The following is a 12,242-nucleotide window of genomic DNA, read 5'->3' as shown; positions in this document are numbered from 1 at the left end:
TTTCGGCCATCCAGGCCGCTGTACCCAGTACTCCGGGCGGATTTATCCTGCACTTAACAGCTGTTTTCGGGCCATCCATAGGTTGGCCAGGGCGAACAAGGTATGCAACTGGGCCGTGTTCTTCGCCAGGCCCTTGTAGCGCACCTTGGTGAATCCGAACTGGCATTTGATCACTCGAAACGGATGCTCGACCTTGGCTCGTGTACTGGCTTTGGCCCGCTCGATTCGGCGCAAGCCTTTCTCGATCAGCTTGGTTTTGCTCAATGTCTTGAGCTTGCCTGGGCGCATCGCAATCGACCAGACCACCTGCTTGCGCCCTTTGTGTTCATCCCGTTTCTGAACGCCGGTATAGCCGGCGTCACCGCATACATGGGTTTCTTCGCCATGCAGAAGCTTGTCTACCTGAGTAACATCGCCCGCATTGGCCGCCGTCCCCACGAGACTGTGAACCAGCCCTGACTCAGCATCAACGCCAATGTGGGCCTTCATGCCAAAATAATACTGGTTACCCTTCTTGGTCTGATGCATCTCGGGATCGCGCTTACCTTCTTTGTTCTTGGTCGAACTGGGTGCATGAATGATGGTTGCATCGACCACGGTGCCGTGGCGCAGCATTAGCCCGTGCTCACCCAGGTAACGATTGACCACTTCGAACAACGCCGTGGACAGGCCGTAGCGTTCCAGCAGCCGACGGAATTTGAGAATAGTGGTTTCATCCGGAATGCGATCAAGTTGAAGGCCCGCGAAGAGTCGCAAGATGGTGGTTTCATACAGCGCTTCTTCCATCGCTGGATCGCTGTACCCAAACCAGTTCTGCATCAGATGAACTCGCAGCATCGCGTCGAGCGGGTAAGCAGGTCGACCACCTTCGCCCTTGGGATAGTGCGGCTCGATCAGCGCCAGCAATGGCTTCCAGGGAACCACTTGATCCATTTCCAGCAGAAAGCGCTCACGGCGGGTCTGCTTACGTTTACCAGCGTATTCGGCGTCTGCAAAGCTCATCTGTTTCATGCGGTGGTCTCGAAAATGGCGCTGACGCATTTTACCTTTTCAGGAAGTCTTTTTCAGACCTTCCCTAAAGGACGCCGCTGGGCAATATACCCTTAGGGCCAATAATCCGGACTATGCCGACATCATCGTGACTGATGAGCTGCGTGAGCAGCTGCGAACCTTCGCCCGACTAAAGAGCGTGATTGACCCTTTGTCGATGGAGGTGGGGCAGCGCTTTATGCGGGAGGAAATCCCAGGCCTATTTGGCCAAGTGTTCAATCCGGGCAGTTGGCATAGTGGCCATGTCGTCTTGCGTAATCCCAGTGCGCATATCTTACTGGTTACTCTCAATAAGCAGGGGAAAGCGGCGGATTTACGTTACTTGGATCGCTGGGTAGACGATCGACACTTTCATTGGCAAACGCAGAATCAAACCTCCCCGGAGAGTAGTCGTGGGCAAGCCATAATTCAGCAAGAGGCAAGTGGTTTGCCGATTCATTTGTTTATTCGGGAGAACAAACTGGAAAATGGGAAAGCGGCCCCCTTCACGTATCACGGCCGGGTACGCTACCAGAAGCACACTGGCAGTAAGCCGATGAGCATTGATTTTGAACTGATGGATTAGAGGGTAAGGCTATTGGGATACAGGGGACTGTCAGATTTTTTGTGTTCGGGCCGTTAATGGCCTGCCATCAGGTAGGCCCTCACTTACCAGGTCGGCCTGGTGAAGCGATCTTCGTATAGGATCGCGAACTGATTCATAGCGGCTTTCCAGTCATGTGCCGCGTTACCCCAGTTGGCAGTGATATTACGTAGCGCCAACCAGATCAACTTCGTCGCGGCCTCATCCGTTGGGAAGTGGCCCCGGGTTTTAATGATCTTACGCAACTGAGCGTTGATGCTTTCAATCGCATTGGTCGTATAGATCACCTTTCGTATGGCGGGCGGGAACACAAAGAACGGAATGACCCTATCCCACGCACGCCGCCAGGCTGCTGTGACCGTCGGGTACTGCTTACCCCATGGCCCAGCTTCAAACGCGTCCAAAGCCTGCGCTGCGACCTCGGCGTTGAGCGCCTGATAGATGGGCTTGAGAGCTTTGGCCAGCTCTCTGCGCTTGTCCCAGCCTGCATAATCAAGGCTGTTGCGGATCAGATGTACAATGCAGGTCTGCAAGGTGGTATCCGGGAACACCGCACTCAGGGCTTCAGGTATGCCCTTCAGGCCGTCAGTCACGGCGATCAATATATCTTCTACGCCTCGGGTCTTCAGATCGTTGAACACCTTCATCCAGAATTTGGCGCCCTCCGTCGTTTCGATCCAGATGCCCAGAATATCCCGTGTACCGTCCGGTAACACCCCAAGCGCTAGGTAAACGGCCTTATTGCGAACCAGGCCCTCGTCCCGAATTTTGACCCTCAAGGCATCGAAAAAGATGACCGGGTACATTGGCTCCAAGGGGCGTTGCTGCCAAGCGCTAATCTCTTCCAATACGGCATCGGTAACCGAACTGATGAAGTCATGAGAAACATCGGTTCCGTACTGCTCGGCCAGGAAGGCTCGGATTTCACGAACCGTCATGCCTCGGGCATACATGGCAATGATCTTGTCGTCAAAGCCGGTAAAGCGGCGCTCATGCTTGGGAATCAGGATCGGGGCAAAGCTGCCGTCGCGGTCTCGGGGGATGTCCAGACGCAGCGGGCCATCATCGGTGAGCACTGTCTTGCCGCTCCGGCCGTTACGCTGGTTGCTCGCCCCCTCTGGGCGCTCAGCACCTTCAGGGTAGCCAAGGTGATGCCCTAGCTCGGCACCAAGGGCCCGCTCGATCAACGCCTTCTTGAACGCCATCGAGGCATCCTGAATGGCTTCAGCGCTCATCGGGCCATTGACGAACTGATCAATCAGCTCTTTGGGAATTGCTGGTAGGTCTCGCGGGGTTTCACGCCCCGGCTTCTTCTTGGTCGGCATACATGCATCCTCTGCTGCAACATGTTATGCCCAAACACAAAATTTATGACACCCCCGGATACAGGGCATTGCGCCCTGTATCCATTCACAGCTGGGAAACGCTAGACCTTCAGCCTAGCTTTTTCAACAACTCAACCAACCGCGCCGGACACTCCACCGCCGGCACATGCCCCACCTTGTCCAACACCACCGGCTCAGCTGCACCCAGTGCTTTTGCCAGCGCTTGCAATGACGCAGGCGGGGTGGAGATGTCGTCGCTGCCGGCGATGATCTGCAGCGGTACCTGAACATTGCTGAATGCATCGCTGAAGTTGCTGCGGCCGAGCATCAGGCACAGCAGGGCGTAGCTGCGGTTGTCGGTACGGCCCAGTTGTACGCACCAGCCGGGTACCAGTGCCGGTTGGTCAGCGCAGGCTTGCGGGCCGAACCAGCGGGGTACCAGGTCGGGAGCCATGGTTTGCAGGCCTTTTTCCATGACCATGTCGGCACGCTGGCCCCAGGCTTCTGCGGTACCGATCACCGGGCCGGTGTTGGTCAGGGTGGCGGACAGCAGTTTGTCGGCATGCTGGCTCAGCAGTTGCTGGCCGATCACGCCGCCGATGGAGGTGCCGGCAAAGTGGAATTGATCAGCGCCGGCCAGTTTGGCCAGAGTCAGGGCTTCCTGAGCCAGATCTTCGGCTTCTATGGCGTCGGAGCCTTCTGCCCAGGCGCTGCTGGCGCCGTGGCCGGGCAGGTCCCAGGTGAGGACGCGGAACTTGCCGAGCAGCTCTGGCAGCATGTCATCCCAGATACCTTGCGTCATGCCCAGCGGATGAGCCAGTACCAGCAGTGGGTTGCTGGCTTGGCCGAGCAGGCGGTAACTGATGGTGCGGCCGTTGTGAGTGCAGAAGGTCATGTGATTCCCATCCGGTTGACTGGTTGTTCGGAGTTCGCAATGCGAACTTATGTTTTTCATGCGAACATCTTGCGTCCAGCTGATTTGTTCCGTCAAGTGCAATGCGTCGACCCGCAGTGTTTCTCAGGGATAGCGACCGGTCATCCGGTTGTTCACCAGCTCCGCCAGAATGGTGTTGGTCAGTCGCATAATGGCGTTGGGGTTTTCGCCCTTGCGTCGGGAGGCGATGACCGGCGTAGTGATGTTGTCATCCTCCAGCGGCATGAATTCGACATCTTCGCGCTGCAGATGGCGCACCTGTTCGGGTACCAGGGTGAAGCCCATGTCCGATGCGACCAGTGACAGGGCGGTCTGCAGGTCATTGACTTGCTGGATGACGTTGACCTTGAGTCCGCGCCGCCGGAACAGCCCCAGCGTCAGGTCGGCGAAGTTGGGGCCGGCACTGGAGGGGAAGGCGACCATGGGCACTTCAGACAGCTCCTTCATGCTCGGCGGGCGGGCTGTGAGCGGGTGGCCGGCGGGGAGGGCGGCGATCAGCGGTTCGTCGAACAGGCTTTGCTGCTCCACTTCCGGGTCCTCGATGCGTAGTCGACCAAAACCGATGTCGATCTTGCCAGCTTTCAGGGCATCGATCTGTTCCCGGGTTTTCAGTTCGTGCAGCACTATCTCCAGATTCTTGTTCTGCCGCAGGCGGCGCACCATCAGCGGCAGCTGGCCGTAGAACACCGAAGGTACGAAGCCGATGGAAAAAATGGTCTTGCGGTTCGTGGCAATGCGCCGCGTATCGGCGATGGTGGCTTCTACCTTGTCCAGGATCTGCTGTGCGTGAGCGAGGAAGTAGGTGCCGCCGGAGGTCAGCTCCAGTCCTCGGGCTTTGCGGATGAACAGCTCCACGCCGATCTCTTCTTCAAGCTGTTTGATGGCTCTGGTCAGGGGCGGCTGGGCGATGAACAGCTTCTCGGCAGCGCGGGTGAAATTGCGTTGTTCCGCGACTGCGACGAAATAACGCAGGTGTCTTAGCTCCATCTATACCTCCAGGGTATCGCTGGTTACTTAATCAATATTGGTCGGCATAACCAAAACTTCATATTGTTCGACTCACAGCTATTTTGCCTCGAATTCGGAGAACACATGTCCGCCATTATCCAATCCATTGAAGCCGTCCTGGTCGATATCCCGACCATCCGGCCGCACAAGCTTTCGATGACGACTCTGGGCGTACAGACCATGGTAATCGTGCGCATCAAGGATTCGGATGGTCTTGAAGGGCTGGGCGAGGCGACCACCATCGGCGGTCTGGCATACGGTCCGGAAAGTCCCGAGAGCGTCAAACTTACCATCGACACCTATTTCAAGCCACAGCTGATTGGTCAGCTGGCAAATAACATCAATACCCTGAGGGTAATGCTGGATCGCTCCAGCCGTGGTAACAATCTGGCCAAGTCGGCTATTGAAACCGCCCTGCTGGATCTGCTCGGCAAGCGTCTGAACCAGCCCCTGTCGGCTCTGCTTGGCGGTGCTATACATCAGCACATCCCGGTGCTGTGGACCCTGGCCAGTGGTGATACCGCCAAGGATATCGACGAAGCGAAGACCTTGATCACCGCCAAGCGTCACTGCGATTTCAAACTGAAGATCGGTTCACGCCCCTTGATGGATGACGTACGCCATGTGGCAGCGATCAAGGCTGCCGTCGGTGATCAGGCCAGCGTCCGGGTTGACGTGAACCAGGCGTGGGACGAGGCGACTGCCGCCAAAGGTATGGCCGAGTTGCAGGCTGCCGGTATTGATCTGGTGGAGCAGCCCACACCGATGAAGGATTTTGCTGCGCTGGCGCGTCTGTCCTCCAAGTTTCACATTCCGATTCTGGCCGATGAAGCCGTGGCGGACGCGACTGACATGTACAAGCTGGCGGCGGAAGGTTTTTCCGGTGCCGTGGCCATGAAAATTGCCAAGGCGGGTGGCCCACTGCGTGCTCTGGAACAGGCGGCAGTCGCCAAGGCCGCGGGTATTGGCCTTTATGGCGGCACGCTGCTGGAGGGCACTATCGGTACGGCAGCCTCGCTGCATGCCTGGTCAACCCTGGAAACCCTGCAGTGGGGCACCGAGATGTTCGGTCCGCTGCTGATGAAAGATGACATCGTGGTCAGGTCCCTGAACTTCCATGACAACGGCGTGGACCTGCCTGCCGGCCCGGGCCTGGGTGTCGAAATTGACGAAGACAAGCTGGCTGAATACCGCCGCAAATAATCGAGGAGATAACCATGCTGTTCAAGGTCGAGATGAAGGTCAATATTCCCCAGGACATGCCGGCGGAAGTGGCCAATGAAATCAAGGCGCGGGAAAAGGCCTACTCCCATGAGCTGCAGCGCCAGGGCAAATGGCGTCACCTGTGGCGGGTGGCCGGCAGCTACGCCAACGTCAGTATCTTCGATGTGCAGGACAACGCTGAACTGCAGGACCTGATCAGCAACCTGCCACTGTTCCCTTATATGGATATCACCGTCGCGCCCCTGTGTCGTCATCCGTCTTCGATTCATGAGGATGACCGCTGATAACCAGCTGTGAACCAGGCGCCGTCAGGCAAACAGGCGCCATTGAATAACATTGCCAACGCTAAAGCTGTGATCAGGCAATAAGAATAAATAATGAGGAATATAACGATGACAATCAGAACCACCCAAACTGCCGAAGTACAGGAACTGCTGAAAAAAGTTGCCGGATTCCACGTGGAAGGCGGCAATGAGCGCGTGAAAAAGATCGTGCATCGCTTCATGAGCGATGTATTCCAGTTGATTGAAGATTTCGATGTCACTCCGGAAGAGTTCTGGAGTGCTGTTTACTACGTTGGCGAACTGGGCAAGAACGGTGAAGCGTCCTTGCTGGCCCCGGGCCTGGGCATGGATAAGTACCTGGATATCCGTATGGATGCCGAGGACGAGGCTGCTGGTCTGGCTGGTGGCACCCCGCGCACCATCGAAGGCCCGCTGTATGTGGCTGGTGCGCCGTTGGTTGAGGGCTTTGCCCGGATGGACGATGGTACGGATGTGACTGGTCAGGCCATGCTGCTCAAAGGTCAGATCACTGATGAAGACGGCAAGCCGCTGGCCAACGCCATTGTCGATGTCTGGCATGCCGACTCCAAGGGTAACTATTCCTACTTCGACAAGTCGCAGAGTGACTTCAACCTGCGTCGCCGGATCAAGACTGACGAGAACGGCCGCTACGTTGCTCAATCAATCACTCCGTCCGGTTACGGCTGCCCGCCCGAGGGTTCCACCCAGACGCTGCTGAATCAGCTGGGCCGCCATGGTCAGCGTCCGGCACATATTCACTTCTTTATTTCGGCGCCCGGTCACAAGCACCTGACCACCCAGATCAACCTGGCCGGCGATGAGTTCACCTACGACGACTTCGCCTTCGCGACCCGCGATGAGTTGGTAGTCGAGGCGCATTCGGTCGAGCATTCCGCCGATGGCGAGAAGCATGGTGTGACGGGCCCGATTACCGAAGTGGAATTCAACTTCCAGTTGGTCTCCACCGACAAGGCCGAGCTGCAGGCACGTCACGAGCGTAAGCGTGCGCTGGAAGGCGCTGCTGTCGCCTGAGGTCAGCGCCCCACTGGGTGTCAAAATAAAAGATTGGAGTTACCAATATGACTCGTCAACTCGACCAACTCGAAAAAAAGATCCGCGGTGCAGTGGAAGTCGATCCGGTTAGCGGCAACTACCGTTGCGATCGCAGCATCTTCACCGACCAGGAGCTGTTTGACCTGGAGATGAAATACATCTTCGAAGGTAACTGGGTATTCCTCGGCCACGAAAGCCAGGTGGAAAACCCCGGCGACTATTTCACTCTGACGCTGGGCCGCCAACCTGTGGTCATCACCCGCTCCAAGGAAGGTGAACTGCAGGCGCTGCTCAACACCTGTTCACACCGCGGCGCCACCCTGTGCCGCAAGAAGCGTGGCAACAAGGCGTCGTTCACCTGCCCCTTCCACGGCTGGACGTTCAAGAACGATGGCAAGCTGCTCAAGGCGCGTGACCAGAAGAAGGGCGGTTATCCGGAAAACTTCAACACTGATGGTTCGCATGACCTCAAGCGCCTGGCGCGCTTCGAGAACTACCGTGGTTTCCTGTTTGGCAGCCTGAATGCCGATGTGTTGCCGCTGCAGGAATACCTGGGTGAAACCACCAAGGTCATCGACAATATTGTCGATCAGGCCGAAGACGGTCTGGAAGTGCTGCGGGGAACCTCCTCCTATACCTTTGAAGGCAACTGGAAGCTGGCTGCGGAAAACGGCGCTGATGGTTATCACGTGGGTACCGTGCACTGGAACTATCTGTCGACCATGGGCCAGCGCAATTACGATAAGGGTGGTACCGAGGCAGTCGACGCCAAGAGCTGGTCCAGCGAGGGCGGCTTCTACTCCTTCGAGCATGGCCACATGATGCTCTGGACCCGTCTGACCAACCCGCAGGTTCGCCCGATATTCAAGCATCAGGAGCGTCTGCAGGAAAAGGTGGGTGAGGCGCGTGCCGATGCCATTATCAATACCACCAAGAACCTGTGCATCTATCCGAACCTGTATCTGATGGATCAGTTTTCCACCCAGATTCGTGTGCTGCGTCCGATTTCGCTGAACAAGAGTGAGATCACCATTTATTGCTGGGCGCCGAAGAACGAGCCGGCGGACGAGCGTGCCAAGCGCATTCGTCAATACGAAGACTTCTTCAATGTCAGTGGCATGGGCACGCCGGATGACCTGGAAGAGTTCCGCGCCTGTCAGCAAGGCTATAACGCCGAAGGCCTGAAGTGGAATGACATGAGCCGTGGTGCCGCGCATTGGATCGAAGGTGCGGACGAAGGTGCTCAGCGCATCGACCTCAAGCCCATTCTCAGCGGTGCCAAGCCAGAGGATGAAGGTCTGTACGTGACGCATCATCAGCACTGGGTCGAGGAAATGTTGCGCGCCGTTGAGACCGAGCGTGCCCGTTTCGTTGCCGTTGCCGCACAGGAGACTTCCGTATGAGCATGAATTTCGAACAGATTCAGGCTTTCATCAATCGCGAAGCGCGTCTGCTGGATGATCGCCAGTGGGATGAGTGGCTGCAGTGCTATCGCGAGGATGCCGTGTATTGGATGCCTTGCTGGGATGACGAGGACACCCTTACCGAGGACCCGCAGACCGAGCTGTCGCTGATCTACTACCCCAACCGTCAGGGGCTGGAAGATCGTGTGTACCGGATCAAGACCGAGCGCTCCGGTGCTACGTCCATGCCGGAGCCGCGCACCACGCATCTGCGCACCAATCTGGAGGTGCTGGAGCAGCAGGAGGGCACGGTCAAACTGCGCTTCAACTGGCAGACCAACAGCCACCGCTACCACACCACCCAGATGTTCTTCGGCACCGCTTTCTACACCTTGGACACCATTGGCGAGCAGCCGGTGATCACCGAGAAGAAGGTCATTCTGAACAACGATTACATCAATCAGGTGATTGATATCTATCACCTGTAATTGATCGGGCGTACCGATCGGGAGCCACCGATATGAGTTACAACATCGCACTCAACTTTGAAGACGGTATTACCCGCTTCATCAATTGCAATGAGGGTGAAACCATACTGGACGCGGCGTACCGCAGCCAGATCAACCTGCCCATGGATTGTTCCGATGGGGTCTGCGGCACCTGCAAGGGGAGTTGCCAGCAGGGCCAATACGATCTGGGTGAGGAATACCTCGAAGAAGCGCTGACCGAGGATGAAGCCGAGCAGGGTCTGGTGCTGACCTGCCAGATGGTGCCTTCCACCGATTGCGTAGTGAACGTTCCGGTCGCTTCCACGATGTGCAAGACCGGCATCATGGAAACCACAGGCAGCGTCGCCGAGGTGAACCTGATTTCACCCACCGCGATCGAGCTCAAGGTGACTGCCGATGCCGATATCATCTTCCTGCCCGGCCAGTATGTGAATATTCAGGTGCCCGGCAGCGATGAAACGCGCGCCTACTCGTTCAGCTCTGAGCCCGGTAGCCGGGAGCTGAGCTTCCTGATTCGCAACGTGCCGGGCGGGCTGATGAGCTCCTGGCTGGTGGGTGGAGCGAAAACCGGTGATCAGGTCAAACTGGCCGGCCCCATGGGTATCTTCTATCTGCGTCCGGTAGAGCGCCCGGTAGTGATGCTGGCCGGCGGTACAGGCCTGGCACCCTTTCTGTCGATGCTTGAGCAGCTCAAGGCGCGTGGCACCGATCAGCCGGTACACATGGTCTACGGTGTTACCAGTGACGAGGATCTGGTCTGTGTTCAGGCCTTGCAGGCGTTCGCTGATGCCATCGACGGCTTCACCTTCAAGACCGTGACCTCCAGCCCGGACAGCGCCCACCCGAACAAGGGCTATGTCACCAACCACATGCAGGATGCGCCGCTGAACGGTGGTGATGTGGATGTCTATCTGTGCGGGCCACCACCCATGGTGGATGCGGTGCTGGGCTACTTCCGCGAGCAGAACATCAAGCCGAACTCCTTCCACTATGAACGCTTCACGCCGAGTGTGGCGCCGCAGGAGGCCGCATGAACGCGCGCTTCACCGACAAGGTGATGGTGGTTACCGGTGCAGCACAGGGCATCGGCAAACGGGTTGCTGAGCTGGCCGGCGTTGAAGGCGCCCGGCTGGTGCTGGTGGATATCAGCGATTACGTGCAGGGTGTGGCAGCCGATCTGCGCGAACAGGGTGTGCAGGTCCTGGCGCTGCAGGCAGACCTGGAAACCTGGGAGGGCGCCGAAAGCGTCATGACGCGTGCTCATCAGGAATACGGCCGCATCGATGTGCTGATCAACAACGTGGGCGGCACCATCTGGGCGCAGCCCTATGAGCATTACCAGCCCGAGCAGATCCAGAAGGAAATCCAGCGTTCGCTGTTTCCGACCCTGTGGTGCTGCCGAGCGGTATTGCCGTATATGGTCGAGCAGCAGAAGGGCGCCATCGTCAACGTCTCCTCAGTGGCTACCCGCGGTCTGATGCGTGTGCCCTATGGTGCGGCCAAAGCCGGGGTCAATGGACTGACCATGAACCTGGCCTTCGAATATGCCGAGCAGGGCATCCGCGTCAACGCCACCGCTCCCGGTGGTACAGAAGCGCCGCCACGGCTGACGCCACGCAATACCGAAGAGCAGGGCGAGCGGGAGAAGGGTTGGTATCAGCAGTTGATCGATCAGACCAACGACAGCAGCTTCATGCACCGCTACGGCACGCTCGACGAGCAGGCCGAACCCATCCTGTTTCTGGCCTCGGATGCCGCTGGCTATATCACGGGCACCATTGTGCCTGTAGCGGGCGGCGACCAGGGCTGAGCAAGACAGCTCGTGTGTGGGGTACAAGCGGGCTTGCCCGCGAAAGGGTCGCCCACACGTCTCTCCGGGCTAGCCAGGATCGCGGACTACCTCAGATAAACCACGCCTCCAACTGCTCGCGCAATGCCGGTGAAATCGGCACCGGTCGGTTGGTGGTGGGGTCGATTACCACCATTACACTGCGGGCACTGACCTGAACCTCGTCCTTGTGCAGCGCACAACTGGTGAACAGAAAGGAGCTGTTGCCGATCCGGCTGATGCCGGCAGCCAGCTCCAACGGCGTCCAGCCAGCCTGATAATGCTCGAAACTGACGTCCACCGAGGCAACCAATACGCCCAGGCCGGCAAAGTCCAATTGCCGAACGCCGGTTGAGCGAGCCTGCTCCATGTACAGCGCCAGGGCCGCTTCGCTGCGTTGGCTGTCGGCGTCCACGTCGGCATAACGTGGGGTGAGTTGCTGGCGGATGGCGAAGTTGTGCGCGTGGTACAGGTGGTCACGGTAGTCGGCCGGTGCCAGCGGCGCGGCGCTGCCTGTGCTGGCATCCACCATAACTTGTTGTATATCTGCCGGTAACGCGATCCGCCGGCCATCCTCGAACGCGCCCATCAGGCAATCCTGAGTTCCTACCAGCACGCCATTCTGATGCAGCTCACTGTACACACGAAAGCTGTCCTCGTCGCAGGCGGTCACGCTGATGCGGGCGTCGATATCACTGCCGTACCAACTGACCTGCCGATAGTCGGTGATGCTGCGCACCGGACGTAGACGGGCATCATCGGAGAACCAGGCATCCTGGCCGAAACGGCTGACATGGGCGCGTACGCGCGCTTCCTGATGCAATTGATAGATGCGGGAGTTGTTCACATGGCGCCAGGTATCCAGGTCGGTATAGCGTGGCGAAAATGTATAGCAACGTGAGGATGACGCTTTATCTTGTTCTGTCATGGGGCCGGTAAATCCAGTCAGGTGGCTGTATGGACCGAGCATCCGGTTTTCGGCCGCCAGAAGCAACGACATCAATTTGATAAATGCGCGTT

13 protein-coding genes are annotated in these 12,242 nt (G+C 57.8%); 8 read left to right on the top strand and 5 right to left on the bottom strand.

Going from position 1 to position 12,242, the window contains the following annotated elements; genetic code table 11:
* Positions 1–42: 42 nt before the first annotated feature.
* A complete protein-coding gene (locus BLU11_RS14135; protein WP_090276209.1) occupies positions 43–1,011 on the bottom strand; it encodes an IS5 family transposase in 969 nt (322 codons plus the stop codon).
* Positions 1,012–1,138: 127 nt separating this feature from the next.
* Between BLU11_RS14135 and BLU11_RS14130 the strand changes: the two genes are divergently transcribed.
* Entirely contained in the window at positions 1,139–1,615 is a 477-nt protein-coding gene (locus tag BLU11_RS14130) for a DUF3427 domain-containing protein (protein ID WP_090274447.1), read from the top strand.
* An 83-nt stretch (positions 1,616–1,698) separates the two neighbouring features.
* On the opposite strand, the gene BLU11_RS14125 is transcribed toward BLU11_RS14130, so the two are convergent.
* The 3 genes from BLU11_RS14125 to BLU11_RS14115 form a co-directional block, all read right to left on the bottom strand.
* A complete protein-coding gene (locus BLU11_RS14125; protein ID WP_090271862.1) occupies positions 1,699–2,958 on the bottom strand; it encodes an IS256 family transposase in 1,260 nt (419 codons plus the stop codon).
* A 109-nt stretch (positions 2,959–3,067) separates the two neighbouring features.
* Entirely contained in the window at positions 3,068–3,853 is a 786-nt protein-coding gene (locus tag BLU11_RS14120) for an alpha/beta fold hydrolase (protein ID WP_090274444.1), read from the bottom strand.
* A 123-nt stretch (positions 3,854–3,976) separates the two neighbouring features.
* On the bottom strand, positions 3,977–4,879 hold the full coding sequence (locus BLU11_RS14115; RefSeq protein WP_090274442.1) for a LysR family transcriptional regulator: 903 nt from the start codon (positions 4,877–4,879) through the stop codon (positions 3,977–3,979).
* 105 nt (positions 4,880–4,984) lie between these two features.
* Here BLU11_RS14115 and BLU11_RS14110 point away from each other — a divergent pair, with 105 nt between their 5' ends.
* The 7 genes from BLU11_RS14110 (at position 4,985) to benD (ending at position 11,204) form a co-directional block, all read left to right on the top strand.
* Positions 4,985–6,103 (top strand): muconate/chloromuconate family cycloisomerase, encoded by a 1,119-nt coding sequence (locus BLU11_RS14110; protein ID WP_090274440.1) that lies wholly within the window; start codon positions 4,985–4,987, stop codon positions 6,101–6,103.
* Positions 6,104–6,117: 14 nt separating this feature from the next.
* Complete coding sequence (catC, locus tag BLU11_RS14105) at positions 6,118–6,408, top strand: muconolactone Delta-isomerase (RefSeq protein ID WP_090274437.1); 291 nt, start codon at positions 6,118–6,120, stop codon at positions 6,406–6,408.
* A gap of 108 nt (positions 6,409–6,516) precedes the next feature.
* Complete coding sequence (gene catA, locus BLU11_RS14100) at positions 6,517–7,461, top strand: catechol 1,2-dioxygenase (protein WP_090274435.1); 945 nt, start codon at positions 6,517–6,519, stop codon at positions 7,459–7,461.
* 47 nt (positions 7,462–7,508) lie between these two features.
* Entirely contained in the window at positions 7,509–8,885 is a 1,377-nt protein-coding gene (locus tag BLU11_RS14095) for a Rieske 2Fe-2S domain-containing protein (RefSeq protein ID WP_090274433.1), read from the top strand.
* Positions 8,882–9,373: a benzoate 1,2-dioxygenase small subunit gene (gene benB, locus BLU11_RS14090; RefSeq protein ID WP_090274431.1), complete on the top strand. Its 492-nt coding sequence runs from the start codon at positions 8,882–8,884 to the stop codon at positions 9,371–9,373. The genes BLU11_RS14095 and benB overlap by 4 nt, the downstream gene beginning before the upstream one ends.
* A gap of 32 nt (positions 9,374–9,405) precedes the next feature.
* Positions 9,406–10,428, top strand: a complete 1,023-nt coding sequence (gene benC, locus BLU11_RS14085) for a benzoate 1,2-dioxygenase electron transfer component BenC (protein ID WP_090274429.1) — start codon at positions 9,406–9,408, stop codon at positions 10,426–10,428.
* On the top strand, positions 10,425–11,204 hold the full coding sequence (gene benD / locus BLU11_RS14080) for a benzoate diol dehydrogenase BenD (protein ID WP_090274427.1): 780 nt from the start codon (positions 10,425–10,427) through the stop codon (positions 11,202–11,204). The genes benC and benD overlap by 4 nt, the downstream gene beginning before the upstream one ends.
* A gap of 91 nt (positions 11,205–11,295) precedes the next feature.
* Here the strand turns inward: benD and BLU11_RS14075 are convergent, their stop codons facing one another.
* Positions 11,296–12,150, bottom strand: coding sequence for an acyl-CoA thioesterase (locus BLU11_RS14075; protein WP_157718682.1), 855 nt, complete (start codon positions 12,148–12,150; stop codon positions 11,296–11,298).
* Between the last annotated feature and the right edge of the window lie 92 nt (positions 12,151–12,242).

This window comes from Halopseudomonas litoralis (assembly GCF_900105005.1).
GTDB classification, from domain to species: Bacteria; Pseudomonadota; Gammaproteobacteria; order Pseudomonadales; family Pseudomonadaceae; genus Halopseudomonas; species Halopseudomonas litoralis.
Note: the sequence above shows the minus strand (reverse complement) of the source record. Positions and strands in the feature narration are given on the sequence as shown.

Coding starts and splice junctions, on each gene's coding strand:
- benC (WP_090274429.1), top strand. CDS start 9,406: ATGAGTTACAACATCGCACTCAACTTTGAAGACGGTATTACCCGCTTC.
- BLU11_RS14120 (WP_090274444.1), bottom strand. CDS start 3,853: ATGACCTTCTGCACTCACAACGGCCGCACCATCAGTTACCGCCTGCTC.
- catA (WP_090274435.1), top strand. CDS start 6,517: ATGACAATCAGAACCACCCAAACTGCCGAAGTACAGGAACTGCTGAAA.
- benD (WP_090274427.1), top strand. CDS start 10,425: ATGAACGCGCGCTTCACCGACAAGGTGATGGTGGTTACCGGTGCAGCA.
- BLU11_RS14110 (WP_090274440.1), top strand. CDS start 4,985: ATGTCCGCCATTATCCAATCCATTGAAGCCGTCCTGGTCGATATCCCG.
- benB (WP_090274431.1), top strand. CDS start 8,882: ATGAGCATGAATTTCGAACAGATTCAGGCTTTCATCAATCGCGAAGCG.
- BLU11_RS14135 (WP_090276209.1), bottom strand. CDS start 1,011: ATGAAACAGATGAGCTTTGCAGACGCCGAATACGCTGGTAAACGTAAG.
- catC (WP_090274437.1), top strand. CDS start 6,118: ATGCTGTTCAAGGTCGAGATGAAGGTCAATATTCCCCAGGACATGCCG.
- BLU11_RS14115 (WP_090274442.1), bottom strand. CDS start 4,879: ATGGAGCTAAGACACCTGCGTTATTTCGTCGCAGTCGCGGAACAACGC.
- BLU11_RS14095 (WP_090274433.1), top strand. CDS start 7,509: ATGACTCGTCAACTCGACCAACTCGAAAAAAAGATCCGCGGTGCAGTG.
- BLU11_RS14075 (WP_157718682.1), bottom strand. CDS start 12,150: ATGACAGAACAAGATAAAGCGTCATCCTCACGTTGCTATACATTTTCG.
- BLU11_RS14125 (WP_090271862.1), bottom strand. CDS start 2,958: ATGCCGACCAAGAAGAAGCCGGGGCGTGAAACCCCGCGAGACCTACCA.